At 69.1% G+C, this 24,560-nt stretch carries 22 protein-coding genes; 13 read left to right on the forward strand and 9 right to left on the reverse strand.

Annotation, left to right across the window (positions count from 1 at the left end; genetic code table 11):
* The first annotated feature begins 7 nt into the window (after positions 1–7).
* From E3T24_RS16010 to E3T24_RS16030, 5 genes are all read left to right on the forward strand, one after another.
* Positions 8–598, forward strand: coding sequence for a TetR/AcrR family transcriptional regulator (locus tag E3T24_RS16010; protein WP_134367690.1), 591 nt, complete (start codon positions 8–10; stop codon positions 596–598).
* 8 nt (positions 599–606) lie between these two features.
* Positions 607–2,340, forward strand: coding sequence for an ABC transporter ATP-binding protein (locus E3T24_RS16015; protein ID WP_134402601.1), 1,734 nt, complete (start codon positions 607–609; stop codon positions 2,338–2,340).
* Positions 2,337–4,313, forward strand: coding sequence for an ABC transporter ATP-binding protein (locus tag E3T24_RS16020; RefSeq protein WP_134367694.1), 1,977 nt, complete (start codon positions 2,337–2,339; stop codon positions 4,311–4,313). The genes E3T24_RS16015 and E3T24_RS16020 overlap by 4 nt, the downstream gene beginning before the upstream one ends.
* Positions 4,314–4,622: 309 nt before the next feature.
* Positions 4,623–4,976 (forward strand): DUF202 domain-containing protein, encoded by a 354-nt coding sequence (locus E3T24_RS16025; protein WP_134367696.1) that lies wholly within the window; start codon positions 4,623–4,625, stop codon positions 4,974–4,976.
* Complete coding sequence (locus E3T24_RS16030) at positions 4,973–5,308, forward strand: DUF202 domain-containing protein (RefSeq protein ID WP_160141121.1); 336 nt, start codon at positions 4,973–4,975, stop codon at positions 5,306–5,308. Before E3T24_RS16025 ends, E3T24_RS16030 begins: the two co-directional genes overlap by 4 nt.
* Positions 5,309–5,347: 39 nt before the next feature.
* On the opposite strand, the gene E3T24_RS16035 is transcribed toward E3T24_RS16030, so the two are convergent.
* Positions 5,348–5,734, reverse strand: a complete 387-nt coding sequence (locus E3T24_RS16035; RefSeq protein WP_134367700.1) for a TraR/DksA C4-type zinc finger protein — start codon at positions 5,732–5,734, stop codon at positions 5,348–5,350.
* 109 nt (positions 5,735–5,843) lie between these two features.
* Complete coding sequence (locus tag E3T24_RS16040; protein WP_134367702.1) at positions 5,844–7,457, reverse strand: molybdopterin-dependent oxidoreductase; 1,614 nt, start codon at positions 7,455–7,457, stop codon at positions 5,844–5,846.
* A gap of 105 nt (positions 7,458–7,562) precedes the next feature.
* Between E3T24_RS16040 and E3T24_RS16045 the strand changes: the two genes are divergently transcribed.
* Positions 7,563–8,003 carry a DUF6325 family protein gene (locus tag E3T24_RS16045; protein ID WP_134367704.1) on the forward strand — a complete coding sequence of 147 codons (441 nt, stop codon included), beginning with the start codon at positions 7,563–7,565 and terminating at the stop codon, positions 8,001–8,003.
* Between the two features lie 64 nt (positions 8,004–8,067).
* On the forward strand, positions 8,068–8,418 hold the full coding sequence (locus E3T24_RS16050) for an SHOCT domain-containing protein (RefSeq protein ID WP_134367706.1): 351 nt from the start codon (positions 8,068–8,070) through the stop codon (positions 8,416–8,418).
* A 138-nt stretch (positions 8,419–8,556) separates the two neighbouring features.
* Here the strand turns inward: E3T24_RS16050 and E3T24_RS16055 are convergent, their stop codons facing one another.
* Genes E3T24_RS16055 through E3T24_RS16065 form a run of 3 tightly spaced genes read right to left on the reverse strand, consistent with a single transcriptional unit; the run spans position 8,557 to position 12,004 of the window.
* Positions 8,557–9,255: an AI-2E family transporter gene (locus E3T24_RS16055; RefSeq protein WP_134367708.1), complete on the reverse strand. Its 699-nt coding sequence runs from the start codon at positions 9,253–9,255 to the stop codon at positions 8,557–8,559.
* 47 nt (positions 9,256–9,302) lie between these two features.
* A complete protein-coding gene (locus tag E3T24_RS16060) occupies positions 9,303–10,454 on the reverse strand; it encodes a glycosyltransferase (RefSeq protein ID WP_134367709.1) in 1,152 nt (383 codons plus the stop codon).
* Between the two features lie 32 nt (positions 10,455–10,486).
* Positions 10,487–12,004, reverse strand: coding sequence for a glycosyltransferase family 39 protein (locus tag E3T24_RS16065; protein WP_134434863.1), 1,518 nt, complete (start codon positions 12,002–12,004; stop codon positions 10,487–10,489).
* A gap of 152 nt (positions 12,005–12,156) precedes the next feature.
* On the opposite strand from E3T24_RS16065, the gene E3T24_RS16070 reads away from it, so the two are divergent.
* The 5 genes from E3T24_RS16070 (at position 12,157) to E3T24_RS16090 (ending at position 18,464) form a co-directional block, all read left to right on the forward strand.
* Positions 12,157–12,834: a response regulator transcription factor gene (locus E3T24_RS16070; RefSeq protein ID WP_134367712.1), complete on the forward strand. Its 678-nt coding sequence runs from the start codon at positions 12,157–12,159 to the stop codon at positions 12,832–12,834.
* Positions 12,831–14,273, forward strand: coding sequence for a HAMP domain-containing sensor histidine kinase (locus tag E3T24_RS16075; protein WP_134404199.1), 1,443 nt, complete (start codon positions 12,831–12,833; stop codon positions 14,271–14,273). The genes E3T24_RS16070 and E3T24_RS16075 overlap by 4 nt, the downstream gene beginning before the upstream one ends.
* On the forward strand, positions 14,270–14,773 hold the full coding sequence (locus E3T24_RS16080; RefSeq protein WP_134367716.1) for a DUF2127 domain-containing protein: 504 nt from the start codon (positions 14,270–14,272) through the stop codon (positions 14,771–14,773). Before E3T24_RS16075 ends, E3T24_RS16080 begins: the two co-directional genes overlap by 4 nt.
* A 63-nt stretch (positions 14,774–14,836) precedes the next feature.
* The gene (locus E3T24_RS16085; protein WP_134367718.1) at positions 14,837–17,356 is read left to right on the forward strand and encodes a DEAD/DEAH box helicase; all 2,520 of its coding nucleotides are present in this window, start codon (positions 14,837–14,839) and stop codon (positions 17,354–17,356) included.
* Between the two features lie 58 nt (positions 17,357–17,414).
* Positions 17,415–18,464, forward strand: coding sequence for a Gfo/Idh/MocA family oxidoreductase (locus E3T24_RS16090; RefSeq protein WP_134367720.1), 1,050 nt, complete (start codon positions 17,415–17,417; stop codon positions 18,462–18,464).
* A gap of 268 nt (positions 18,465–18,732) precedes the next feature.
* Here the strand turns inward: E3T24_RS16090 and E3T24_RS16095 are convergent, their stop codons facing one another.
* Complete coding sequence (locus E3T24_RS16095) at positions 18,733–19,218, reverse strand: LysM domain-containing protein (RefSeq protein WP_134404197.1); 486 nt, start codon at positions 19,216–19,218, stop codon at positions 18,733–18,735.
* A gap of 60 nt (positions 19,219–19,278) precedes the next feature.
* Complete coding sequence (locus E3T24_RS16100) at positions 19,279–20,649, reverse strand: L-serine ammonia-lyase (RefSeq protein ID WP_134367724.1); 1,371 nt, start codon at positions 20,647–20,649, stop codon at positions 19,279–19,281.
* 128 nt (positions 20,650–20,777) lie between these two features.
* Here E3T24_RS16100 and E3T24_RS16105 point away from each other — a divergent pair, with 128 nt between their 5' ends.
* A complete protein-coding gene (locus E3T24_RS16105; protein WP_134404195.1) occupies positions 20,778–21,953 on the forward strand; it encodes an FAD-dependent oxidoreductase in 1,176 nt (391 codons plus the stop codon).
* 215 nt (positions 21,954–22,168) lie between these two features.
* Here E3T24_RS16105 and E3T24_RS16110 read toward each other — a convergent pair whose 3' ends face one another.
* Both E3T24_RS16110 and E3T24_RS16115 read right to left on the reverse strand, forming a co-directional pair.
* Positions 22,169–23,170, reverse strand: a complete 1,002-nt coding sequence (locus E3T24_RS16110) for a putative sulfate exporter family transporter (RefSeq protein ID WP_134404193.1) — start codon at positions 23,168–23,170, stop codon at positions 22,169–22,171.
* A 140-nt stretch (positions 23,171–23,310) separates the two neighbouring features.
* The gene (locus E3T24_RS16115; RefSeq protein ID WP_134434864.1) at positions 23,311–24,411 is read right to left on the reverse strand and encodes an acyl-CoA desaturase; all 1,101 of its coding nucleotides are present in this window, start codon (positions 24,409–24,411) and stop codon (positions 23,311–23,313) included.
* Positions 24,412–24,560: the final 149 nt, after the last annotated feature.

A 24,560-nucleotide genomic window follows, 5' to 3' on the forward strand; every position in this document is an offset into this window, starting at 1 on the left:
TGAACGGATGACGCGGAAGCCGGCCCGAGCCAGGTCGCTGTCGGTCGAGGACCGGCAGTCGATGATCATCGACGCCGTCACCCCGCTGCTGATCGAACACGGCCAGGGCGTCACGACCCGGCAGATCGCCGAGTGCGCCGGCATCGCCGAGGGCACCATCTTCCGGGCTTTCGACAGCAAGGACGAACTGATCCGGGCCGTCGTGGCCCGGCAACTCGATCCGGAGCCGCTCCGGGTGCAGCTGGCCGCGGTGGACCTCGCCCTCCCGCTCGAGGAACGGGTGGGCGCCATCGTGGGGCTCCTCCGTGCGCGCTTCGCCCGGGTCTTCACGATCCTGAACATGGCCGGATCGATGGGCAGGCCCCACACCCATGAGGCCGCGCACGAGTTCACCGAGATGCTCGCCCACCTGCTCGCCCCGGACTTCGCGCGCCTGAGCGTGCCGCCGATCCGGGCGGCGCAGATCATCCGGATGGTCGCGCTCGCGGCATCCGTGCCCCAGATCCGGTCCGGTGCCGCCTTCGACGACGACGAGCTGACCGCCCTCATCCTCTACGGCATTGCCGGTGCACCCGCCCGGCCGATCGCCACCCCCTAGGAGAACCGATGTTGTGGAAATTGCTTGTGAAGTACCTGCGGCCCTACTGGCGGCTGCTGGCGGCCGTCGTGTTCTTCCAGCTCGTTCAGTCGATCGCGTCGCTCTATCTGCCCACGCTCAATGCCGACATCATCGACGAGGGCGTGGCCAAGGGCGACACCGGGTACATCCTGCAGACCGGCGGCCTGATGCTGGCGATCACGCTCCTGCAGATCCTCGCGGCAATCACGGCGGTCTACTTCGGGGCCAAGGCGGCCATGGCGCTGGGGCGTGACCTGCGCGGTGCCGTCTTCACCCGGGTCGGTGAATTCTCCGAGCAGGAGGTCACCCGGTTCGGAGCGCCCTCGCTGATAACCCGGTCGACCAATGACGTGCAACAGGTTCAGATGCTCGTCCTGATGACCTCCACCCTGATGGTGTCCGCGCCGATCCTCTCGATCGGCGGCGTGATCATGGCCATCCGGCAGGACGTCCAGCTGTCCTGGCTGATCGCCGTCAGCGTGCCCGTGCTCCTGATCGGGGTCGGGCTGATCATCGTGCGGATGGTTCCGCTGTTCCGGCTGATGCAGACCAGGATCGACACCGTCAACCGGGTGCTGCGGGAGCAGCTCACGGGCATCCGGGTGATCCGGGCCTTCGTTCGCGAGGACGTCGAGTCGGCACGCTTCGGCCGGGCCAACGAAGACGTCACGGACACTGCCCTCCGCGCCGGCCGACTGATGGCCCTGATGTTCCCCGTCGTCATGCTCGTGCTCAACGTCTCGAGTGTCGCAGTGATCTGGTTCGGCGCGTTCCGGATCCAGGACGGATCCATGCAGGTGGGCACCCTGATCGCATTCCTCAGCTACCTGATGCAGATCCTGATGGCCGTGATGATGGCCACGTTCATGGCCGTGATGATCCCCCGAGCGACCGTCTCCGCGGACCGGATCGGCGAGGTGCTCGACACCCCGTCGAGCGTGCGACCGCCAGCGCACCCGATCAATGAGACCGTCGGGCAGGGCGAACTCGAGCTGGTGGACGTCGGTTTCGCCTACCCGGGCGCCGAGCAGCCGGTGCTGCGCAACGTGAGTTTCCTCGTGCACTCCGGGGAGACGACGGCCATCATCGGCAGCACGGGCTCGGGCAAGACCACCCTGGTGAACCTGCTGCCCCGGCTCTTCGACGCCACCAGCGGCAAGGTACTCGTGGACGGCGTGGACGTGCGCGAACTCAAACCGGACCTGCTGTGGGGGCACATCGGCCTCGTGCCGCAGAAACCGTACCTGTTCTCCGGCACCGTGCGCAGCAACCTGCTCTACGGCAAACCGGATGCGACGGAGGAGGAACTCTGGCGGGCGCTGACGATCGCGCAGGCGAAAGACTTCGTGCAGGAGATGGAGGACGGCCTCGACGCCCCGATCTCACAGGGCGGAACGAACGTGTCCGGCGGCCAGCGGCAGCGCCTCGCAATCGCGCGGGCCCTGGTCAAACGGCCGGAACTGTACATCTTCGACGACTCGTTCTCCTCGCTCGACCTGGCGACGGATGCGCGCCTGCGTGCGGCGCTGCGCACGGGCACCGACGGCGCCACGATGGTGATCGTCGCCCAGCGGGTGTCGACGATCATCGACGCGGACCAGATCCTCGTGCTGGAGGGCGGCCGCATCGTCGGCCGCGGAACCCACGAGCAACTGCTCGAATCGAACCAGACCTACCAGGAAATCGTGTCATCGCAGCTCACCGCGGAGGAAGCAGCATGAGCGAATCAACCGCGGCGAAGACCCCGCCCCGTCCGCCCATGCGCGGCCCGGGACACGGCGGCGGCCCGTTCGGCGGGATGAACGTTCCAGCCGAGAAGGCGATGAACTTCGGCCCGTCGGCCAGGCGGCTGCTGGGCAAGTTGCGCCCCGAACGGCTGTGGCTCATGCTGGTGCTGTTCCTCGCGATCGCAAGTGTCACCTTCTCGGTGATCGGCCCGAGGCTGCTCGGCGAGGGCACGAACCTCATCTTCGCCGGCGTCGTCTCCAAGGGCCTGCCCGCCGGTGTGAGCCAGGCTGACGTGATCAACCAGCTGCGCGCATCCGGTGAAACGGGCAAAGCCGACCTGCTCAGCGGGATGACCCTGACTCCGGGCCTGGGGATCGACTTCGCGATGCTGTCCACCGTGCTGCTCTGGGCGATGGTGCTGTACGTGCTGTCCTCCGTCTTCAGCTACGTACAGGCGTACGTGCTGAACGGGGTCGTGCAGCGCACGGTGTTCCGCCTGCGCAGCGAGATCGAGGCGAAGATCAACCGGCTGCCGCTGCGGTACTACGACACCGTGCAGCGCGGCGAACTGCTCAGCCGGGTCACCAATGACGTGGACAACGTCTCGCAGAGCCTGCAGCAGTCGCTGAGCCAGGCGGTCACCTCACTGCTCACGGTCGTCGGCGTGATCGTGATGATGTTCCTGCTCTCGCCCCTGCTGGCCGTGATCGCCCTGGTCACCGTGCCGTTGACGCTGGTCACCACCGTGCTGATCGCGAAGCGCTCGCAGAAACTCTTCGTCGACCAGTGGACGCACACCGGCGAACTGAACGGTCAGATCGAGGAGACCTTCACCGGGCACGCCCTGGTCAAGGTGTTCGGTCGTCAGAAGGAGGTCGAAGAACGTTTCCGGGCCAAGAACGACGAACTGTACCAGGCCAGCTTCGGCGCCCAGTTCGTCAGCGGCCTGATCATGCCCGCGATGACGTTCATCGGCAACCTGGTCTACGTGGCCATCGCCGTCGCCGGCGGCCTCCAGGTGGCGTCCGGCGCGATGCAGCTCGGCGACGTGCAGGCGTTCATCCAGTACTCCCGGCAGTTCACCCAGCCGCTCGCCCAGCTCGGATCGATGGCGAACCTCCTGCAGTCCGGGGTCGCCTCCGCCGAGCGGGTGTTCGCCCTCCTCGACGCGGAGGAGCAGAGCCCGGACCCGGAGCCGGCGACGAGCCCCGAGGTCGTGCACGGACGGTTGACCTTCGAGGACGTCTCCTTCCGCTACACCCCCGACAAACCGCTGATCGAGAACCTCAGCCTGGTGGCCGAGCCCGGCCAGACCGTCGCCATCGTGGGTCCGACCGGGGCCGGAAAGACCACTCTGGTCAACCTGATGATGCGCTTCTACGAGCTCGACGCCGGCCGGATCACGCTCGACGGTGTGGACGTCAGCGGGATGACCCGGGACGACCTGCGAGGCCGGATGGGCATGGTGCTGCAGGACACCTGGCTTTTCGGCGGCACCATCCGCGACAACATCGCCTACGGCCGACCGGATGCCTCGGAGGAGGAGATCCTCGCGGCGGCGCGCGCCACCTACGTGGACCGGTTCGTGCACACGCTGCCGGACGGTTACGACACGGTCCTCGACGACGAGGGCGGCAACGTCAGCGCCGGCGAGAAGCAGCTGCTCACCATCGCCCGCGCCTTCCTCGCGAAGCCGAGCGTGCTGATCCTCGACGAGGCGACCAGCTCCGTCGACACCCGCACCGAGGTGCTCGTGCAGAAGGCGATGAGCGCCCTGCGCGCCGACCGCACCAGCTTCGTGATCGCGCACCGCCTCTCCACGATTCGGGACGCCGACCTGATCCTGGTGATGGAGGCCGGCCGGATCGTCGAACTGGGCACGCACGATGAGCTCCTCGCCGCCGGCGGCGCCTACCACGCCCTCTACAACGCGCAGTTCGCCGCGGCGGTGACCGACGAGGCCTAGCCCCCGTCTCCGGTCGGCCCCGAACCAATTCGACGGAGATTTTGCTGCAAATCGGCCGTTCCGGCGGGTTTGAGGCCGTTTCGGGCAAAATCTCCGTCGAATTCGACAGGGGCGCGGGGCTACCGCGGACACCGCCTGGGCCACAGACGGGCGGCCGGCGACGGGTGGCCGGCGGCGGCGGCGGACCAGCCGGACCGTCCGGCGGGTACTGTGGTGTCGCGGTCCGGAACGGAACGGAACGGAACGGGCACCGGTGCGCGCCGAGACGGGGTCAGTCCGCACCGCGGTGCATTTTCGAGAGGACACGTCGTGACACGGTTTCCCAGCTCGGTCTACCGGCACGGTCAGGAGCCTGACCCCCGGTTCAGCCTGGCGAACGAGCGCACCTTCCTCGCCTGGATCCGCACCGCGCTCGCCCTGATCGCCGCCGGGGTGGCGCTGGAGGCGCTGCCGCTGCCCATCCGCGCCGACTTCCGTCTCTCGGCGTCGGGCCTCTTCGTCGCCCTCGGGCTCATCGCCCCGGCGCACGCGTGGATCAGCTGGATGCGCATCGAACGGTCGATGCGCCAGAACCGGCCGCTGCCAGCGCCGGCACTGTCCGGCATCCTTGCGGCCGGAGTGGTGGTGGCCGGCCTGCTGATCGCGGCCGGAATGTTCCTGTGACCTCGGAGCGGCCCTTCGACCCGGGGCTGCAGCCCGAGCGAACCCTGCTCGCCTGGCAGCGCACGGTGCTTTCGCTCACCGCCTTCGTCGCCGTCGGAGTGCGCCTGACCGCACCGGACCGGGGAGCCGTCGCCGTGGCCACCGGCCTGGTCGGGCTGGCCCTGGCGATCGCGGCCTACCTCGGCGTGAGTGTGCGCTATCGCCGCGCCCACGCCGCGCTCACGCGGTCCGCGTCCCTGCCGCCCAGCGGTGCGTGGCCGTTGCCCGCCCTGGCCGGCTCGACGGTCATGCTGGGACTCCTCGCCGTGCTCTATCTCGCAGCCGGCCCGTGACACCGCTTCAGTCTTGATCCAACCCAGCCCCGAAACGACTCAGGCCTTGAGCTGGGCCTCCAGCTCGCGGGCGCAGTCGATGCAGAGTTCCGCGGCGGGTCTGGCGTCCAGCCGGGCGCGCCCGATAGGTTCGCCCCGGCGGGTGCAGAACCCGTAGCTGCCGTTCGCAATCCGCACGAGCGCCCGGTCGATTTCGGCTGATTTGACCTCCAGGTCGCTGTGCACGCCGGAGATGCGGGACCATTCCATCGTCAGGGTGGGGCCCTCGGGGTCGTGTTCGTCGTCGGCCGTGCCCCGGGCCTCGATCACCCCGTCGAGCGTGGTGACGATGCGACCGAGGGCGATGTCGAGGTCGTGGCGCTGAGCACGGAGGAGCTTCTCGAAATGTCGCAGGTCGGCTGCAGACAGCTTCGTCTGGGTGCGCATGATGGACGTCCTCTCAGGCCGGGCACGGCCCAACGCCGGCACCATGGTTTTCGGTGTTGAGGATACGCCCGGGCAGCGCTTCTGTCGCGGTGCCCCGGGGCCCGGGTGACTACCCGACCGTCACCGGGATCGAGTGCAGCCCGGTCGCCCCGTCGGGCAGCACATCGCGCACCGTAGAGGTCTGCACCTGCCCTGCGGCATCCGTCGCCCGCACGGTGAGCGTGTGCCGTCCGGAGGCGGCCGGCCACACCCAGGTCCACTGCCGCCAGGTGTCGGCGGAGATCGCGTCGGCGAGGGTCGCCGCGTTCCACCCGCCGTCGTCGACCCGCACATCGACGGCACGGATGCCCACATGCTGGGACCAGGCCACGCCGGCTACCGTGACGGGCCCCGCGGGCATCTGCACGTTCTGCCGGGGCACGTCGATCCGGGAGGACAGCTTGACCGGGCCGCGTTCGGTCCAGCCGCGGCTGGTCCAGTAGGCGGTCTCCTGGTCGAACCGGGTGACGTGCAGCTCGACGACCCATTTCGTGGCCGAGACGTAGCCGTACAGCCCGGGCACGACCATCCGCACCGGGTAGCCGTGCTCGAGGGGGAGCGGCTCGCCGTTCATCCCGACCGCAAGGATCGCGTTGCGGTCGTCGATGAGCACCCCCAGCGGAGTGCTGGCCGTCCAGCCGTCTTCGCTGCGGGAGAGGACCATGTCGGCGTCCGCGCGCGGCTTGGCCCGCGCGAGAAGCTCGCGGATCGGGTAGCCCAGCCAGGTCGCGTTGCCGATCAGGTCTCCGCCGACGTCGTTCGACACGCAGGTGAGGGTCGTCGTGCTCTCCTCGAGGGGGAGGGCGAGCAGCTCGGCGAAGCTCAGCTCGACCTCGTTCTCGACCATGCCCGTGATCTTCAGGGTCCAGGCGCCGGGATCGATCCGGGGAACCTGGAGGGCCGTGTCGATGCGGTAGAAATCCGCGTTCGGGGTGATCAGCGGGGCGAGGCCGGGAATGTCCAGGGCTGCCCCGGCCGGCACGGGTGCCGCGGCCACGGCCGGCGTGGGGAGGGTGAAACGGGCGCGGGCGGCATCCGTGGCCCTGACCCCGGCCGAGATCATCTGGCCCCCGATCGCGGCGAGCAGTCCGAGGCCCGCACCGGCGCCCGCATAGGCGAGGAAGCGCCGACGGTCGGGAGCGGATGCCGGCGCACCGGCCGGCATGCGGCGGAGCGTGACGATGAGCAGGGTGAGCACCACCGCGGCGACGACCATGGCCACGACGGCGGGCATCGCGTCGAAGGGCGCCGCGTTCGCCCGGGTGAGCACCGCGGCGACGGCGAGGGTACCCGACGCCGCGACGATGACCCGTCCCGCAGGCGGCCGGAGGAATTCGAGAACCCCGGCCGCGGCGGCGAGGAGGACGGCGCCGAGCGCCACGCTGACGATCAGCACGACCTTGTCGCCCGTGCCGAACAGGGAGATGACGAGTTCCTTCAGCCACCCGGGCGCAAGGTCGACGACCACCGCTCCGACGGCCAGGATCGGGTTGCCGGCCGGGGCGAAGAGTCCGGCGGCCAGCTCGGCCGCCCCGAGGCCGGCCAGCGCGGCGGCCACGCCCGCGAGGGCGGGCCGCCACAGTCGCGACGTTCGCGAGGATGCCCCGGGCGGCGTTTCGGGCGTCGGGGACGACAACGTCGACGGGGGCGGCACGGGGGACGGGGAGGCGTCGCGGCTGACCATCAGCCCAGCTTAGATACGCGGGCTGGGAGTCGGTCCCGCACTTGATGCACCCCCCGAACGGGTTTATCGTCCCAGTGTCCTGATGCTCAATCGGAGGAGTCACCCATGCTTGGTCCCATCGAAATACTGGTCATCGCGTTCCCCGGAAACAGGTTCACCGGTGAGATCCTCCCGGCACTGGCCGACCTCGTCGACACGGACACGATCAGCATCATCGACGGCGTGTTCGTGCGAAAAGACGAGGACGGCACAATCTCGTACTCGGAGTTCGAGGAACTCGGCGTGAACGAGGACGCGATGGCGCTGACCGACGTGATCGAGATGATCAACGGCCTCGTCTCCGACGAGGACGTCGAAGAACTTGCGGCAGACCTGGAAAATGACAGTTCGGCCGCGATCCTCGTCTTCGAGCACACCTGGTTCAAGCCGCTGCGCGACGCCATCGTCTCGTCCGGCGGGGTGCTCGTGGACACGGTCCGGATTCCGGGAGCCGTCGTCGACGAAGTGCTCGAGGCGCTCGCCGAAGCCGACGCCGACACGGACTGATCGCCACACCTCCATCGGCCCTGCAGCTCAACCGGCTCCGCGGGCCACAGCGAAAGGAATCAGCATGCCCAGACGAATCGGCCGTCCCGGCCTGATCGGCACGATGGCCCGCACAGCGGTGGTGGCCGGAACCGCGACGGCCGTCGCCGGCGGCGTGAACCGCAGGCAGCAGTCACGGGCCCAGGCCTCGGCCGACGAGCAGGCCGCCGCCGAGCAGCAGCAGTACGAGGCTCAGCAGTACGAAGCGCAGCAGGCGCGGCAAGCCGAGCAAGCCCAGCAGGCTCCGGAACCGGCAGCCGCGGCGGGAGGCGACGACCTCAGCGCGCAGATCGAGAAATTGGCCACACTCAAGACGGCCGGCGTCATCAGCGACGAAGAGTTCGCGGCGGCAAAGGCCAAGCTCCTCGGGATGTGACCCGCCCCCCGTTCCGCCCCCGAATGTGCCCGTTCCGGTCGAGAGTGCCCGCTACAGCGGGCACTCTCGACCGGAACGGGCACTGTGGCGGACAGCCTGGTCAGGGGAGCCTGGTCGGGCCAACGGGGGCGGGGCTGCCTAGCCGGTCTGGATCGTTGGCGGTGCGGTTGGCGGAACCGGTATCGGAGGGCGCTTCCTGGCCCGGCGCCCGGCTTTCCGCTCGGCCGCCTCCCGCGTCATCAGGGCCCGCGTCGCCGCCAGGTCGCCGAGCAGAGGGCGCCACCACCGTGACCGGGGATCGGAATCGACGAGGATCGTTCGCACGAGAAACGTGAGGGGGATGGCCAGCAGCGCACCGATCGGCCCCATGATCACCGACCAGAACATCACGGAAACGAAGGTTATGGTCTGGCTGAGGGCGACGGCGTTGCTGACCAGTCGGGTCTGGATGGCGCCCTGCACGACCGCGTTCACGAGGGTGTAGACGACGATCACGGAGATCGCCGTGGACCAGCCGCCTTCGAGGAATCCGAAGACCACGGGCGGGACGATCGCGATCAGGTAGCCGACATTCGGGATGTAGCTGCACACAAACGACAGCAACCCCCAGAGGAAGGCGCCCGGAACGGCGAGGACCACCAGCGCGAGTGCGTTGAGGGTGCCCTGCACGAGCCCGAGGGCCGTGGTCGTGACCATGTAGCGGCGCACATTCGACGCGTAGGCACGGAGCGCGTCGACCAGACTGGAGCGGGTCGGTTCGAGCCGCCCGGTACGGGAATTCTCTTTCGGTGCCAGCGCATATGAGTCCCCTCCGACGGGCCGATGCTTGCCCCGAATGTAGACCCAGGGGCCCTGCCCGGATAGCTCGAGGACAGACGGGGTCTCTACCGCGCCCTGGCGTCGTTCCCCGCGGACCGGTCCGCGAGGAAGCCCGGCGCGGCCTCGACGCCGTAGCCCGCGGACGACGTGCGCTTCGGCCGGTAGACCACGCGGGAGTGGTACACGAACCGAAGCACGAAACCGGCGGTGAGCAGCGCCGCCTGGGCCGCGACACTGGGGATGGACGTCACGCTGACGACCACCCAGAGCAGGTACGTGCGGAGCGTCGTCTCCGCCCCGTTGAAACCGAATGACTGCGCCAGTCGAGTCCAGACGTGTCGCCCCTCTTCCCGGAGGTCGTGGAAGACGAACCGTTCCTGCAGCAGGAAGTTCGTCACCATCGTGACCACGGCGGCGATGATCGCCGCCAGCAGGTACCAGACGCCGAACGCCTGCAGCAGGGCCATGATCGCGAGGTTGCCCACCGCTCCGAGCGCGCCGATCAGCGCGAATCCGGACAGCCGGCCGAATCGGAGCGTCGCCAACTGAGTCACGAACCGCAAGCCCTGGCGGAAGTCGGCCTTCGACTCACCCGCGTGACGTTCCCCGAACACGAACGGCACCTCGACGACCGTGACCGCATTGCGCGCCAGGATCTCGAGCAGGATCTTGAACCCGCGCGGCCGGAGCGAACCGAGATCCACCGACGACCGCCTGACGGCGAAGAACCCGGTCATCGGGTCGGTGCAGTTGCGGAGCCGGGTCGGGAACATGGCCCGGGTGAGAACGGTCGCCGCCGAAGACACCAGCCGGCGGACAAACCCGCTCAGGCCCGCGGACGATCCGCCGCTGATATGGCGCGAGGCGACCACGACGTCGGCGACCTGGTCGACGCCCGACGCCAGCAGAACCGGGATGAGTTCCGGCGGATGCTGCAGGTCGCCGTCCATCACGACGCACCACTCGCCGACGGTCGCGGCCAGGCCGCCCAGAACAGCCCCGGAGAGTCCTCCGGCCGGGTGGTCCCGGTGGATGAGTCGCACCGGGATCTGCGCCCGGGCGGCCGCGCGCAGGATCGCGGCCGGAGTGTCGTCGGTCGAATCATCGACGAAGACGATTTCGGCCGTGCGTCCCTCCAAGGCGGTTTCGATCCGCCGGACGAGTTCCGGCACGTTCGGCGCCTCGTTGAAGGTCGGGACGATGACGGAGACATCCACGGTATTCCTCTTCCCATCGGGGTGGTCGGGAGTCATGATCGCCGGTCCAGTTCGTAGACGATCGTGCGGTGGGCCATCCGGGTGGAGACGACCTCGAACCCTTCACTCTCCAGCGCACCGAGGTCGCTGCCCCGGACGTTGTCGGGGCTGCCCGTGATTTCGACCAGCCACACCCGATCGGCGGGCGCGAGGCGGGCCGTGACGTCGGCGACCGGGTAGGTGGTGTCCCACAGTCGTCCTCTGGCCTGGTACGGCGTCTTGAGGGTGACGTCCCGCAGGCCCCGGAAATCGTCGGGGTAGAGGTGCAGCGCCAGCCGGGGGCGCTGGCGGGGGGCGGTCGTTTCGTCGAACACGACGGCATCACCGGGCCGCGCTTGCCGACCGAGGATCGCGGAGGCCTGGGCCAGGTCGCTGCCGGCGTCTTTGGCGTAGGGGCCGCGCTGGAGCACGTCGGTGGGGGCAGCCAGGACCAGCAGGAGCAGCAACAGGGCGATCCGAGCCGACCGGGGCCTGACAGCGTCGATGCCGGCGGCCAGGGACAGGGCGACCGCGGGCACACAGAAGGAGACGTAGCGGAGGTTGTAGGCGGGGGTCGCCGCGTTGAGCCCCAGCAGGGCCAGCGTCGGAAGGACCACCCAGAGCAGCGCGAGCAGAACAGGAGGCGGGTTGCCGGGGCTTCGCCGCCACGCCCCGATCGCGGCGACGGCGGCAACACCGAGCAACAGCCAGCCGGCAGCGGCGAGTAACGGGTTCCCGAACCACTGGGCGACCACGACCGACTGTGCCGTGGCGTACCCGCGATGGGCCAGGAAAGCGATTTGTTCTCGTTGGGCATACCCCAGCAGAACGATCGGAAGGGCCATTACGACGGCGACGCCGGCCGCCGGTGCCCACTCCTTCAGGTGGTCCCGGCCGGCCCGGGAGCTGAGGAGGAAAGCCCCGTGCACCACCAGAAGCAGCCCGAGGTAGAGGAACACGTAGATTCCGACGGCCAGGCCGACCGCGTAACCGGCCCAGGCGAGACGGCGGGACACCACGGAGCCGAACCGGTGCCGGAGGAGGATCAGGAACAGGATCGTGACCCAGACCGCGATGGCGGTGGAGGAAGCGTACGAGCGAGCGTCAGCCCCGAGGTAGCTGGTGCGGGGCAGCACCGTGCAGATGACGGCGGCGACGATACCCGCGTTCCGGCTCAGCAGCATCCGCCCGAGGACGAACGTTCCGGCGACGACGAAGCCGACGGCGATCGCGCTGGGCAGTCGCACCGAGAGCTCCGAGGCGCCGAACACCTGAATCCAGAAGTGCAGGAAGAGGTAGTAGACGCCGTGCACCGCGTCGATGTTCTTCAGCATGTCGATCAGGGTGGGCAGCGAGCGCTCAGCCGACATCACACTCGCGGCTTCGTCGCCCCAGAAAGAGGGGATCCACGAGCCGGCAAACGACACGACGAAGCCGACTGCTCCGAGGCCCGCTGCCAGGCGCCACCGGTCTGAGCTCGGGCGCGCGGCCGGCTCGATCCCAGCGGAGGTCCGAGCGAGCGTTGAGGTCATAGTGCAATGCTCGGCGGCGAAAATGACGATGTACCGGTAAATCAGGGGTTTTAAGTTGTAACTGTGTACAGGAAGCGCCGGGTATGACCTCCGGGCGCGTTCCCCGGGCGATGAAGTAGTTTTGTGGACATGCGGGACGGGAGAATCCACCAGTGAGATCGATCCTCATCGTCGAAGACGATGCGCAGATGGGCCTCGCTCTCGAGCGCGGGATCCAGGCGGAGGGGTATGAGACCGTGCTCGTGGACAACGGTGTCGACGCGCTGATCAACCTGGCGAACAGAAAATTCGCCGCGGCCGTCGTCGACGTGATGCTGCCCCGGATGTCCGGCTTCGAGATCTGCCGGCACGTGCGCGAAACGGGCAACGCCATGCCCCTGCTTCTGCTCACCGCGCGTGATGCCGTCGATGACCGGGTGACCGGGCTCGATGCCGGCGCGGACGACTACCTGACCAAGCCGTTCAGCTTCGCCGAGCTGGCCGCGAGGATCCGGGCGCTGATCCGGCGAGACCCGGCGGAGCAGTGGATCAAGGTCACCGCGGGCGACGTGACGCTGGATTCCCAGTCCCGAAAAGGGCAGGCCGGCGGGCATCCGCTTTCGCTCAGCCCCAATGAGTTCATGTTGTTGCGAGGATTGATCACCCAGCTGGAGGTGCCGTTCACCCGGCAGGAGATTCTCGAGTCCGTCTGGGGGACGGCGACGCACATCGACGCCAACATCGTGGAACAGTACGTCAGCACGTTGCGCAAGAAGCTGTCGGCCCGAGGCAGCAACGTGTCCATCGTCACCGTGCGTGGTGTGGGTTACCTCGCGAAGGTCGACGAGTGACCTGGATCCGACGGCTGTCGATCCGCTGGAAGATCACCATCGGCAGTGTCCTCGTCGCAGCCGTGCTGCTGACGGCGGCCTCGTTCATCTTCCGGTTGCAGATGGAGCAGGTGCAGATCAACTCCGACAAGAAGTTGCTCTACGACGCCAGCACCCCGTACCTGACGGACATCCAGTCGCATCCGGACCAGATCGACCCGCCGGCCGGGGAACAGCATGTGGCCGTTGTGAGTCCGGACGGGGCGGTCGTCGTCAGTAATCTTCCGGACGCGCTGTCCGACGGGCTGGGCCGCCTCACCGAGCTGGCGGACGGCTCCCACATCGTCCACGAACCGCGCGCCGACTACCTGGTGGTCGTGCGCACGGTCCCCACAGCGGATGGTGCGTGGCACGTGGTGGCGACGCGCGACCTGCGATTGACGGCGATCGTGCTGGCGAACGTGACGAAGGTGCTGATCATCGGCGCCGTGATGCTGCTCGCGGGGTTCGGACTGGCGTCGTGGCTCCTGACCACGGCGGCGTTGCGACCCGTCTCGCAGATGCGGCGTCGTGCCGAAGAACTTCGCGCCAGCGGGTCTTCCGAACCCCTGCCGGTAGGTCCGGCCCAGGATGAACTAGCCGATCTCGCCATCACCCTGAACGACTTCATCGCCAGTGTCCGCTCCACCGCCGCCAGGGAAAAGCAGATGGTCTCTGATGCCAGCCATGAACTGCGCACCCCGATCGCCCTGCTCAAGATCCAGCTCGAGCTCGCCCACCTGAGCGAGGGCAACGCGACTGCCCTCACGGACGACCTGCGCCTGGCCGAAAACTCCGTGGATCGGCTGTCCGTGCTGGCGACGAACCTGCTCACCCTGTCATCGCTCGACGCCGGGCAGATTGCGCAGTCCTCACCCTGGCGGGAACTCAGCGCCGAGTTCGCCGCCGCATCGGACCGGGCTCGGCTGCTGGCCCTGGACAAGTCCATCGCCGTGGAGTTCGACGTGGAGGACGCCTCGGACGACCTCGAATACCCGATCGCCGTGGCGCACTTCGCCCAGGTCGTCGACAATCTGATCAGCAACGCGCTGCGGGCAGCGCCGGAGTCGGGGGAGGTCCACGCGCGGCTGGTGCAGCACGGCACCGAACTTCGGCTGTCGGTCGAAGACACCGGGCCAGGGATGCCGGACGATTTCATCGGCATCGCGTTCGACCGCTTCACCCGCCCGGACGGGCAAAGAGGGGGCGCCCTCGGCGGCAGCGGCCTCGGGTTGGCCATCGTCCGGGCAATCGTCTCGAGCTCGAGGGGCGGAGTCCGGCTCGCCAACCGGCCGGGCGGCGGTTTCACGGCTACAGTGACCATTCCGCAGTCCCCATCCGGCCAGCAGCCCCCGTCCTTTCTGCAGGCAGGGTCCACGGCCGCCGAGCCGACGGTTCCCGCGGAACACGGAGAGCGATGAGCGCGCGTCAGCCCGGGCGCCTGCTGGACACCACCTTCCGCGTCAGCGTGATCCTGAAAGGCCTCGACGGGGTCCTGGAGATCGTCGGCGGCGTCCTGCTGCTGCTGGTGTCGCCCGCGCAGATCGGGGCGATCACCCGGTTCCTGACCCAGCACGAGCTCTCCGAAGACCCGCACGACCTGGTCGCTAACGGCCTGCGGCACCTCGCCGACGGAATCAGCGTGTCCGCCTCGATCTTCGCGGCGGTCTATCTGCTCCTCCACGGGCTGGTGAAAGTCGTGCTCGTCTGGGCGGTGCTCAGGGACAAACTGTGGGCGTATCCGTGGATGATCGGGTTCCTCCTGGTCTTCATCGTGTACCAGTGCTACCAGCTGGCGGTGGCCTTCTCCTGGGGCATCGTGGCCCTCACCGCGTTCGACCTCATCGTCGTCTACCTCACCTGGCGGGAGTACGGAATCCACCGGGCCCGGCGGGCCGACGCGGAGCGCAGTGCGGCCTGACCGCGACCGGCGGGCGCCCGGGCGCAGCGGACGCCCAGAGGAATAGGGCAGGATCGAAGGATCATGGCTACCCTCACCGCCCTCCCGCACGTCACCGATCCCGACGTGCTCTTCGAGGCCTTCGAAACGTGGGCGGGGGAGCAGGAGCTGTCACTGTACCCGGCCCAGGAGGAAGCCCTGATCGAGATCGTGTCGGGGGCGAACCTGATCCTGAGCACCCCGACCGGGACCGGCAAATCGCTCGTCGCCGTCGGCGCACACTTCGCCGCGCTCTCGGCCGGCAAGCGCAGCTTCTACACCGCGCCGATCAAGGCCCTCGTCAGCGAGAAGTTCTTCGCGCTGGTCGAGATCTTCGGCGCCGAGAACGTGGGCATGATGACCGGCGACTCCTCGGTCAACTCGGATGCCCCGATCATCTGCTGCACGGCGGAGATCCTCGCCAACTTGGCGCTGCGAAACGGCGAGGACACCCCCGTCGACCAGGTCGTGATGGACGAATTCCACTTCTACGGCGACCCGGACCGCGGCTGGGCCTGGCAGGTGCCGCTGCTGCTGCTGCCGCGGGTGCAGTTCATCCTGATGTCGGCGACCCTCGGCGACGTCACCTTCATCGCCGACGACCTCTCCCGGCGCACCGGCCGGCCCACCGCGGTCGTCACCGGGGTCGAACGGCCGGTGCCGCTGCACTACTACTACGAGACCACGCCCGTGCACGAGACGGTCGAGGAGCTGCTCAAGACCGGGCAAGCGCCGGTCTACATCGTGCACTTCGCGCAGGCCGCCGCCCTCGAACGGGCGCAGGCGCTCAGCAGCGTCAAGGTCGCCACCAAGGAACAGAAGGAGGCGATCGCCGACCTGATCGGCGAGTTCCGCTTCACCACGAGCTTCGGCAAAACGCTGTCCCGGCTGATCCGGATGGGGATCGGCGTGCACCACGCCGGCATGCTGCCCAAGTACCGGCGCCTGGTCGAGCAGCTCGCCCAGCGCGGCCTGCTCCGGGTGATCTGCGGCACGGACACCCTGGGCGTGGGCATCAACGTGCCCATCCGCACGGTGCTGTTCACCGCGCTGACCAAGTACGACGGCGTCAAGATGCGCCAGCTCAACGCCCGCGAATTCCACCAGATCGCCGGACGCGCGGGCCGGGCCGGCTACGACACGGCCGGAACCGTGGTCATCCAGGCGCCCGACCATGAGACCGACAACCTCAAGGCGGTCGAAAAGGCCGGCGACGACCCGAAGAAGAAGCGCAAGATCATCCGCAAGAAGGCGCCCGTGGGATTCGTCTCCTGGGGTGAGCCGTCCTTCCAGCGGCTCGTTGCGGCCGAACCGGAAACCATGAACTCGAGCATGCAGATGACCGCGGCCATGCTGATCAACGTGATCGGCCGCGGCGGGGACGCGTTCGCCCATGTCTACGACCTCATCTTCGACAACCACGAACCGTGGAAGCGTCAGCTCGCGCACGCCCGGCGCGCCCTGGGGATCTACAAGACCCTGCGGGCGGCGGGGATCGTGGAACAGAGCGCGGGCGGGGACATCCGTCTGACCGTCGACCTGCAGCCCAACTTCGCCCTCAACCAGCCCCTGTCGCCGTTCGCGCTCGCCGCCTTCGACCTGCTCGACGCCGACCCCGACGTGGCCGGCCCGGGCAGCGGCCACTACGCCCTCGACATGATCTCCATCCTCGAGGCCACCCTCGACGACCCGCGCCCGGTGCTGATGGGACAGCAGTTCGCGGCCCGCGGCGAGGCCGTGAACGCGATGAAGCGCGAGGGCGTCGAATACGACGAACGGATGGCGCTGCTCGAGGAGGTCACCTGGCCCAAGCCGCTCGAGGAGCTGCTGGACTACACCTTCGCCACCTACAAGGAATCCCAGCCCTGGATCGCCGACTTCGAGCTCAGCCCGAAGACCGTCGTGCGGGACATGTACGAGCGGGCGATGTCGTTCGGCGAGTTCGTGGCCTACTACAAGCTCGCCCGCAGCGAGGGCGTCGTGCTCCGCTACCTCTCGGACGCCTACCGGGCGGCCCGGCAGACCATCCCGGACGACGCCAAGACCGAGGACTTGCTCGACCTGATCGAGTGGCTGGGCGAACTGGTGCGCCAGGTGGACTCGAGCCTGCTCGACGAGTGGGAGGAGCTCATCCACCCGGACCTGGCCGTGCACTCGGATGCCGCGCAGTCGGTGCTGCCGCCGGCGCCGCGCCGCCTGACCACCAACACCCGCGCGTTCCGCATCCTGGTGCGCAACGAACTGTTCCGGCGGGTGCAGCTGGCCGCGCTCGAGAACTACGATGCGCTGGGCGAACTCGACCGGGAACACGGCTTCCACGCGGATGCCTGGGGCGACGCCATGGACGGCTACTACGCCGAGCATGACGAGCTGCTCACCGGGGCGAATGCGCGCAGTGCCGGCCTGTTGATCCTGGAGGAGGGTGCATCCGTCTGGACCGCCCGGCAGATCTTCGACGACCCGGCGGGGGACCACGACTGGGGCATCAGCGCCACGGTCGACCTGGCCGCATCGGACGAACTCGGCGCCGCCGTGCTGCGCGTGACCGGGGTGGACCGGCTCTAGGCGAGTCGGTGCCGGGGAGCCCGTGCCGGGGAGCCGTCCGCGGAGTACCGTGGGGAACATGCCCCAGTTTCAGCCTGCAACGGCCCCCATCCGCACCGGCCTGATCGGTTTCGGCACCTCCGGGCGCGTCTTCCATAGCCCGCTCCTCGCCGCGAACCCCGACTTCTCGCTCGACCTGATCGTGACGCGGGACCCGGCCCGGCTCAACGCCGCGGCGACCCGATACCCTCAGGCGCGCCTGGTGCCGACCGTGGAAGACCTGTTCGCGGCCGCCGACGACCTGGACCTGGTCGTGATCGGCTCCCCGTCGGCCACCCACGTCGAGCTCGCGAACGCCGCCCTCGACGCCGGCCTTGCCGTGGTCGTCGACAAGCCGTTCGCAGTGAAACCATGGGAGGGCCGTGACCTGATCGAGAAGGCCCGGCGACTCGGTTTGCTCCTCACCGTGTTCCAGAACCGGCGCTGGGACGGCGACTTCCTCACGCTGCGTGCGCTGCTCGCCGAGGGGGCGCTGGGTGAGGTGCGCCGGTTTGAGTCCCGGTTCGAGTGGTGGAAGCCGGAACAGACCAAGTCGTGGAAGGTCGGCGCGACCATCCAGCAGGGTGGCGGGGTACTCTTCGACCTCGGCGCACACCTGATCGACCAGGCCCTGCAGCTCTTCGGCCCGGTCGATGACGTCTACGCGGAGACCCTGACCCGGCGCCCGGGCGGCGCCGCCGATGACGACACCTTCGTCGCCCTCCATCACGGGTCTGGGGTGCGCTCACACCTGTGGATGAACGGCATCGCCGCGCAGGTCGGCCCACGCTTCCGCGTGCTCGGCTCCGAATCCGGGTACACCAAGTGGGGCCTCGACGGCCAGGAGACCGCCCTCGCGGCAGGCGCCAGCCCGACCGACCCGGACTTCGGGGTGGACCCGGAATCCGCCTGGGGCATGCTCGGCCGTGACGGCGCGCTGACCCGAGTGCCCACCGAGCGCGGCGCCTACGGGGCGTTCTACAGCGGACTGGCCGACGCCCTGCTGCGCGGGGGGCCGGTCCCGGTCGACCCGGAGGACGCGCTGCGCGTGATCAACGTGATCGAGCGCGTGAACCTGCTGACGCACTAGACGGTTCCGCGGCTCGCGGTGCTGGTTCCCGCTGCCGGTCGGGCTCGCACCGCGGCTCCCGCCGCCGGTTCCCCGGCCGGGGTCCGCACGTCCCCTAACCAATTCGACGGAGATTTTGCCCGAAACGACCCCGAATGCCCTGATTTAGGGCATTTTCGGCAGAATCTCCGTCGAATTCGTTCAGCGGCCGGCGGCTGGTGGGCCGGACGAGGGGCGGCCGGCGGTGGGTGCGGCGGGCGGCGGGTGCGGCGGCCGGTGGGCGGCGCTGCTAGCGGGTGGTGGTCCAGTCCAGGTTGATGACATCGCGGATGTAGATGTCCTCGCCGAGCCCCGACACCGACGGGTTCATCCGCAGCAGCTGCTGTACCGGCACGTCGAAACGCTGCGCGATCTCGAAGAAATCGTCTCCCTCGACCACGGTGTAGCTGAGCAGGTTGCCCGACCCGTCCCGGGTCGCCGCGCCCAGGGCGCCCGCCGTGGAGCCCAGGTCGTTTGCCGGGCCCTCGGGCAGCGGTTCGGCCGGGGCGGCCTCCGCATTGGGCGTGATGGTGGGCGCCGGTGCCGGCAGAGCAGGCGGGACCGGCACCGCAGCAGGAGTGGGGGTGGGTGTGGGCGTCGGCGTGGGCGTGACCGTCACGGTCGCCGTGACGACGGGTGCCGGCGCGGCGGCGCATCCGGCCAGGCCCAGCAGCGCAGCCGCCACTACCGTGATGCCGAGCCCACCGGCTGCCAGGCGACGCTGTGTGGAGCGCATTTTCCCCCCAAGGTGAGCGCCGCGCGTCCCCCGCACGGCAGTGTCAGTCTAGGCCGCGGTTCAGCATTCGATGACGTTGACCGCCAGGCCGCCCTCGCTGGTCTCCTTGTACTTGGTCATCATGTCCAGGCCGGTCTGGCGCATGGTTTCGATCACGGTGTCCAGGGAGACGAGATGGGTGCCGTCCCCGTGCAAGGCCAGCCGGGCTGCCGACACCGCGGTGGAGGCCGCGATCGCGTTCCGTTCGATGCAGGGCACCTGCACGAGGCCGCCGACGGGGTCGCAGGTCAGGCCCAGGTGGTGCTCCATCGCGATCTCGGCGGCGTTCTCCACCTGTCGCGGTGTGCCGCCGAGCACGGCGCAGAGGGCAGCGGATGCCATCGCGCAGGCCGATCCGACCTCGGCCTGGCAGCCGCCCTCCGCCCCGGAGATCGAGGCATTGGCCTTGACCAGCGAGCCGATCGCAACGGCGGTCAACAGGTAGCGACGGATGCCGGCGGCATCCGCCCCCGGTACGAACCTCAGGTAGTAGTGGCCGACCGCCGGGATGATGCCCGCGGCGCCGTTGGTCGGGGCCGTCACCACCCGCCCGCCGGAGGCGTTCTCCTCGTTGACGGCGAGGGCGAAAGCGTGCAGCCACTCGGTCGAGGTGTCGCGCTCCCGCTTCGGCAGCCGGTCATATTCTTCCAGCTGCATACGGACCGCGGCGGCCCGTCGCTTGACCTTGAGCCCGCCGGGGAGCGTGCCGGTGGCCACGAGGCCGGCCTCCACGCAGACGTGCATCGCGTCCCAGATCGCGTCGAGGCCGGCCTCGAGTCCGTCGGCGCCGTGGATGGACTCCTCGTTGGCGCGGGCGACGTCGCAGATGCCGAATCCGTGCTCGTCGCACAGGGCCAGCAGCTCCGCGCTGGAGGAGAACTGCAGCGGCTGGGTCCGGGTCGTGCGGGGTCCCGCGGTGTCGCCGTCGCGGCGGATGAACCCGCCGCCGATCGAGTACCACGTCTCTTCGAACAGGGGCCGGGCATCCATGCCCCACGCCGTCAGGGTCAGCGCGTTCGGGTGGCCGGGCAGGCGGGTGCGCGGTTCGAAGGTGATGTCGTCCCGCGCCACCGGGATCTCGTGACCGTGCAGCACCAGGATGGCGTCGGCGGGCAGGCCGGACCAGGCGGTGCGCACCGCGGCCGGGTCGCAGGTCTCGGGCCGGAGCCCGGCCAGACCGGCCAGGACGGCGTCGGGCGTGCCGTGGCCGAGCCCGGTCGAACCCAGCGAGCCGAACAGCGCACAGCTGATCCGGGTGACGAGGGGCAGCGTGCCCGAGTCGAGGAGGTGGTCGGCGAAGGTGCGGGCGGCCCGCATGGGGCCGACCGTGTGGGAACTGGAAGGGCCGATCCCGATGGAGAAGAGGTCGAGGGCCGACACGTACGCTGTCATCCGACCATCGTAACCGCGCCCCGCTCCCGGACGGCGTCAGGTCGGCGGATGGTCGTGCGCGCCGTGATCTGCACCGACGCGGCTCGGTCGCCGCCCACCATCCCGTCCGCGTCGGGCAGGATGGGGGCATGGACGAGAACGTGGAGACCGTCGTCATCGGCGGCGGGGCGATGGGGTCGGCGACGGCGTGGCAGCTGGTCCGGCGGGGGCGCCCGGTCACCCTGCTGGAACGCTTCGAGCCGGGGCACCTCAACGGGGCCTCGCACGGCGCCTCCCGCAACTTCAACACCGCCTATGCTGACCCGACCTATGTCGGCATGCTCGCCGAGGCGTTGCCGCTCTGGCGGGAGCTGGAAGAGGAGACGGGCAGTGCGCTGCTGGCCCAGGTCGGAGTCGTCAACCACGGCGCGAACCCGGCGTTCGACCGGGTGGCGGAGGCGCTGACCGGCGCGGGGCTGGGGGCCGAGTTCCTGGTGCCGGAGGCCGCGGCCGAACGCTGGCCGGGCATCCGCTTCGATGGGCGGGTGCTGCACAATCCGGACGCCGGTCGATTGAACGCGGATGCCGCGGTGACCGCACTGCAGGCCGCGGCCGTCGCCGCCGGGGCTTCGGTCAGGCACGGCGTCCGGGTGCTGCGTCTGGACGTTCAGGGCGACGACCGGGTTCGCGTGACCCACGAGAACGGCAGCATCACGGCCCGGCGCGTGGTCGTCACGGTCGGGGCCTGGACCAGCGGCCTGCTCGCGGGCGTGCTTGCGACGCCCCGCCTCACGGTGACGCAGGAGCAGCCGGCGCACTTCGCCCTGCGCGACACCACGCCGGCCGCGCTGCACCGGGCAGGGACCGAGTGGCCCGGCTTCAACCATGCGCCCGCCCGGTCGGACCCGCGCTACGCGTGGTGGTACTCACCGGTCTACGGCATGTACACCCCGGGGCAGGGGGTCAAGGCCGGCTGGCACGGCGTGGGCCCGGGGACCGACCCGGATGCGCGCAGCTTCCGCCCGGAGCCGGTGCAGCTCGCCGCCCTGCAGCGGTACGTGCGCGAGTGGCTGCCCGGCGCCGACGCCGACGTGCTGGAGCCGGTGACCTGCACGTACACGACCACGGTCGACGAGGACTTCGTGCTCGACCGGGTGGGCCCAGTGATCGTCGGCGCTGGCTTCAGCGGACACGGCTTCAAGTTCACGCCGTCGGTCGGCCGGATCCTCGCCGACCTGGTCACGGGCGCCGCCCCCGCCCCGTCGCGCTTCGCCCTCAACCGCACGCCGAACGCGGGCCCCGGCGGCTGGCTCGCCCGCGCCTGAGCGGAGCCGCGCCTGAACGGACCCGCGGTGTCCGGCGTCGACCCAATTCGACGGAGATTCGGCTCTAAAAACACGTTTCCGGCCTGTTTTGGGGCGATTTGGGCAGAATCTCCGTCGAATTCGTTGGGGCGAAGGTGCGGGCAGGTGAGTCTCGGGCAGGACGGATGCGCCCCGGTCAGGACAGGTGCGCCACGGGAAGGGCGGCTGCGTCCCCGTCAGGAGAGCTGCACCGCCGCCAGCGCGAGCGCCGCGATCAGGGTCCAGGAGAGTAGGCCGACGGTCAGGGCGCGGCCGCCCGTGCGGGCGAGCGAGCGCAGGTTCACGGCTGCTCCAAGCCCGAAGAGCGCGGCGGCGAGCAGATACGTCTGAACGGTGTCCGCGGCGACGAGCACGGCATCGGGCAGCGGCGCGACCGTGCGCACGAGCACCGCAACCAGGAACCCGGCCACGAACAGGGGCATGATCGGGGTGCGGCGGGTCGGGGCATCCGTCGCCGGGGCGCCCTGCTGCCGGAGTGCGTCGAGGCGGCGCTCCCGCAGGCCGACCACCGCGACGAGCGGGGCGAGCATGAGCACCCGGGTGAGTTTCACGACCACGGCCACGCCCAGCGCGGCCGTCCCGGCGACCTGGGCGGTGGCGACCACCTGCCCGACGTCGTGCACGCCGGCGCCGACCCAGTGCCCGAATTGCAGGTCGGTCAGGCCCAGCGGATGCCACAGCAGCGGCAGCACGGCAATGGCGAGCGTGCCGCAGAGGGTCACCAGCGCGATCGGGATGGCGGTCTCCTCATCCTTCGCCCTGACGACCCCGCCCACCGCACCGATGGCGGAGGCGCCGCAGACGGAGAAGCCGGTCGCGATCAGGAGCGGCTGATGCCCGGTCAGGCCGATCCGGCGGCCGAGCCAGAGGGTGCCCAGGAATGTGAGCAGCACGATGGCCACGGTGCTGAGGATGGTCACCCAGCCGAGGCTCGCAATGTCCACGAGGCTGAGCTTGAGGCCGAGCAGCACGATGCCCAGGCGCATGAAGCGGCTCGCGGCCAGGGACAGGCCCGGGGCGAGGACCCCGGTCAGGGCCGGGCGGGCGACTGGGACGTTGCCGGCGACGATGCCGAGGACGACCGCGACCGTGAGGAGCGGCAGCGACGGGACCAGCGCGTGGACGGTGCCGGCGAGTACGGCGGTGGAGGCCGCGACGAGCACTCCCGGCAGCCACATTGCGCCAAGTTTACGGGCGGCGGCCCGTGCGCTCGGCGCCGAACCGTGAGAAAAGCCCCTCTCCCGGGCGGGAAAAGGGGCTTTGCTCACGGTTCGGCGGGGCTTCGCGGCGGTCTCTGTGCTCGGGCTCCGCGGCAGGTCTAGCGGTGGTGGAACCGCGCGACCATCGGGCAGTCGAACGGGTCACGGGCGCCGAGGCCGACCTTGTTCAGGTAGGCGATCACGATGCCGTACGACTCGAAGAGCGAGGTCTCCGTGTAGAGGATATTGTGCGACTGGCAGTATTCCTTGGTGATTTCCTGGGCCTTGCGCAGGTGCGGCCGGGCCATGTTCGGGAACAGGTGGTGCTCCACCTGGTAGTTGAGGCCGCCCATGAACGTGTCCATGAAGGTTCCGCCGCGGATGTTGCGGGAGGTCAGCACCTGGCGACGCAGGAAGTCGACCTTGCTCTCGTGTGGGAGCTGCGGCATGCCCTTGTGGTTGGGGGCGAAGGACGCTCCCATGTACACGCCGAAGACGGCCAGCTGCACTCCGATGAAGGCGAACGCCATGCCCAGCGGCAGGAAGTAGAAGATCACGGCGACGTACAGCAGGATGCGCGTGGTGAGCATGGTGATCTCGAGCCAGCGCTTGTCGACCTTCTTGCGGCCGAAGACCGTCTTGAAGCCCTGCACGTGCAGGTTGAAGCCCTCGGCCATCAGCAGCGGGAAGAACAGGTAGCCCTGCTTGCGGGTGACGAAGGAGCCGACCCAGCTCACCTTGGCGGCGTCTTCTTCACGGAAGACGATGAAGTCCGGTTCGACGTCCGGGTCCTTGCCGATGACGTTCGGGTTGGCGTGGTGACGGCTGTGCTTGTTCATCCACCAGGCGTAGCTGATGCCGACGAACAGGTTCGCGAGGATGCGGCCGGCGGCATCGTTGGCCTTGCCGGACTGGAACACCTGCCGGTGCGAGGCCTCGTGGGCGAGGAACGCGAACTGGGTCAGGATGATGCCGAGAACGCCGGCGATGATGAGCTGGTACCAGCTGTCGCCGAGCAGGACGAAACCGGTTGCGGCCCCGGCGGTGGCCAGGATCAACATCGAAAAAACAAACCAGTAGAAACCGGTGGCCCGCTTCAGCAGGCCAAGATTGCGCACGGTGTGCAGCAGCGATGAATACTCGGTAGTGGGGTTTTTCGAATCGCCACCCGGGCGAGTCTTGACAATGCGCACCGTGGGTGCAGCTGCAGCTTCCGACATGAGGCCTTTGGTTGGTGTCTGGACTTCTCAGCCGGTGATGGAGCAAATACTCGCGAAACAGATATTTGTATCCTATGGGCGCAATCCCCTTGCGGGGGGTGTTTTCACACCTGTTTCCCAGTCGCTATATGCCATCGGCGGCATATGAA

Origin of the sequence: Cryobacterium sp. TmT2-59, from assembly GCF_004403545.1 — a bacterium.
GTDB classification, from domain to species: domain Bacteria; phylum Actinomycetota; class Actinomycetes; order Actinomycetales; family Microbacteriaceae; genus Cryobacterium; species Cryobacterium shii.

Coding starts and splice junctions, on each gene's coding strand:
- E3T24_RS16110 (WP_134404193.1), bottom strand. CDS start 23,170: ATGTGGCTGCCGGGAGTGCTCGTCGCGGCCTCCACCGCCGTACTCGCC.
- E3T24_RS16010 (WP_134367690.1), top strand. CDS start 8: ATGACGCGGAAGCCGGCCCGAGCCAGGTCGCTGTCGGTCGAGGACCGG.
- E3T24_RS16045 (WP_134367704.1), top strand. CDS start 7,563: ATGCTTGGTCCCATCGAAATACTGGTCATCGCGTTCCCCGGAAACAGG.
- E3T24_RS16100 (WP_134367724.1), bottom strand. CDS start 20,649: ATGACAGCGTACGTGTCGGCCCTCGACCTCTTCTCCATCGGGATCGGC.
- E3T24_RS16085 (WP_134367718.1), top strand. CDS start 14,837: ATGGCTACCCTCACCGCCCTCCCGCACGTCACCGATCCCGACGTGCTC.
- E3T24_RS16095 (WP_134404197.1), bottom strand. CDS start 19,218: ATGCGCTCCACACAGCGTCGCCTGGCAGCCGGTGGGCTCGGCATCACG.
- E3T24_RS16040 (WP_134367702.1), bottom strand. CDS start 7,457: ATGGTCAGCCGCGACGCCTCCCCGTCCCCCGTGCCGCCCCCGTCGACG.
- E3T24_RS16035 (WP_134367700.1), bottom strand. CDS start 5,734: ATGCGCACCCAGACGAAGCTGTCTGCAGCCGACCTGCGACATTTCGAG.
- E3T24_RS16020 (WP_134367694.1), top strand. CDS start 2,337: ATGAGCGAATCAACCGCGGCGAAGACCCCGCCCCGTCCGCCCATGCGC.
- E3T24_RS16050 (WP_134367706.1), top strand. CDS start 8,068: ATGCCCAGACGAATCGGCCGTCCCGGCCTGATCGGCACGATGGCCCGC.
- E3T24_RS16015 (WP_134402601.1), top strand. CDS start 607: ATGTTGTGGAAATTGCTTGTGAAGTACCTGCGGCCCTACTGGCGGCTG.
- E3T24_RS16080 (WP_134367716.1), top strand. CDS start 14,270: ATGAGCGCGCGTCAGCCCGGGCGCCTGCTGGACACCACCTTCCGCGTC.
- E3T24_RS16090 (WP_134367720.1), top strand. CDS start 17,415: ATGCCCCAGTTTCAGCCTGCAACGGCCCCCATCCGCACCGGCCTGATC.
- E3T24_RS16105 (WP_134404195.1), top strand. CDS start 20,778: ATGGACGAGAACGTGGAGACCGTCGTCATCGGCGGCGGGGCGATGGGG.
- E3T24_RS16115 (WP_134434864.1), bottom strand. CDS start 24,411: ATGTCGGAAGCTGCAGCTGCACCCACGGTGCGCATTGTCAAGACTCGC.
- E3T24_RS16065 (WP_134434863.1), bottom strand. CDS start 12,004: ATGACCTCAACGCTCGCTCGGACCTCCGCTGGGATCGAGCCGGCCGCG.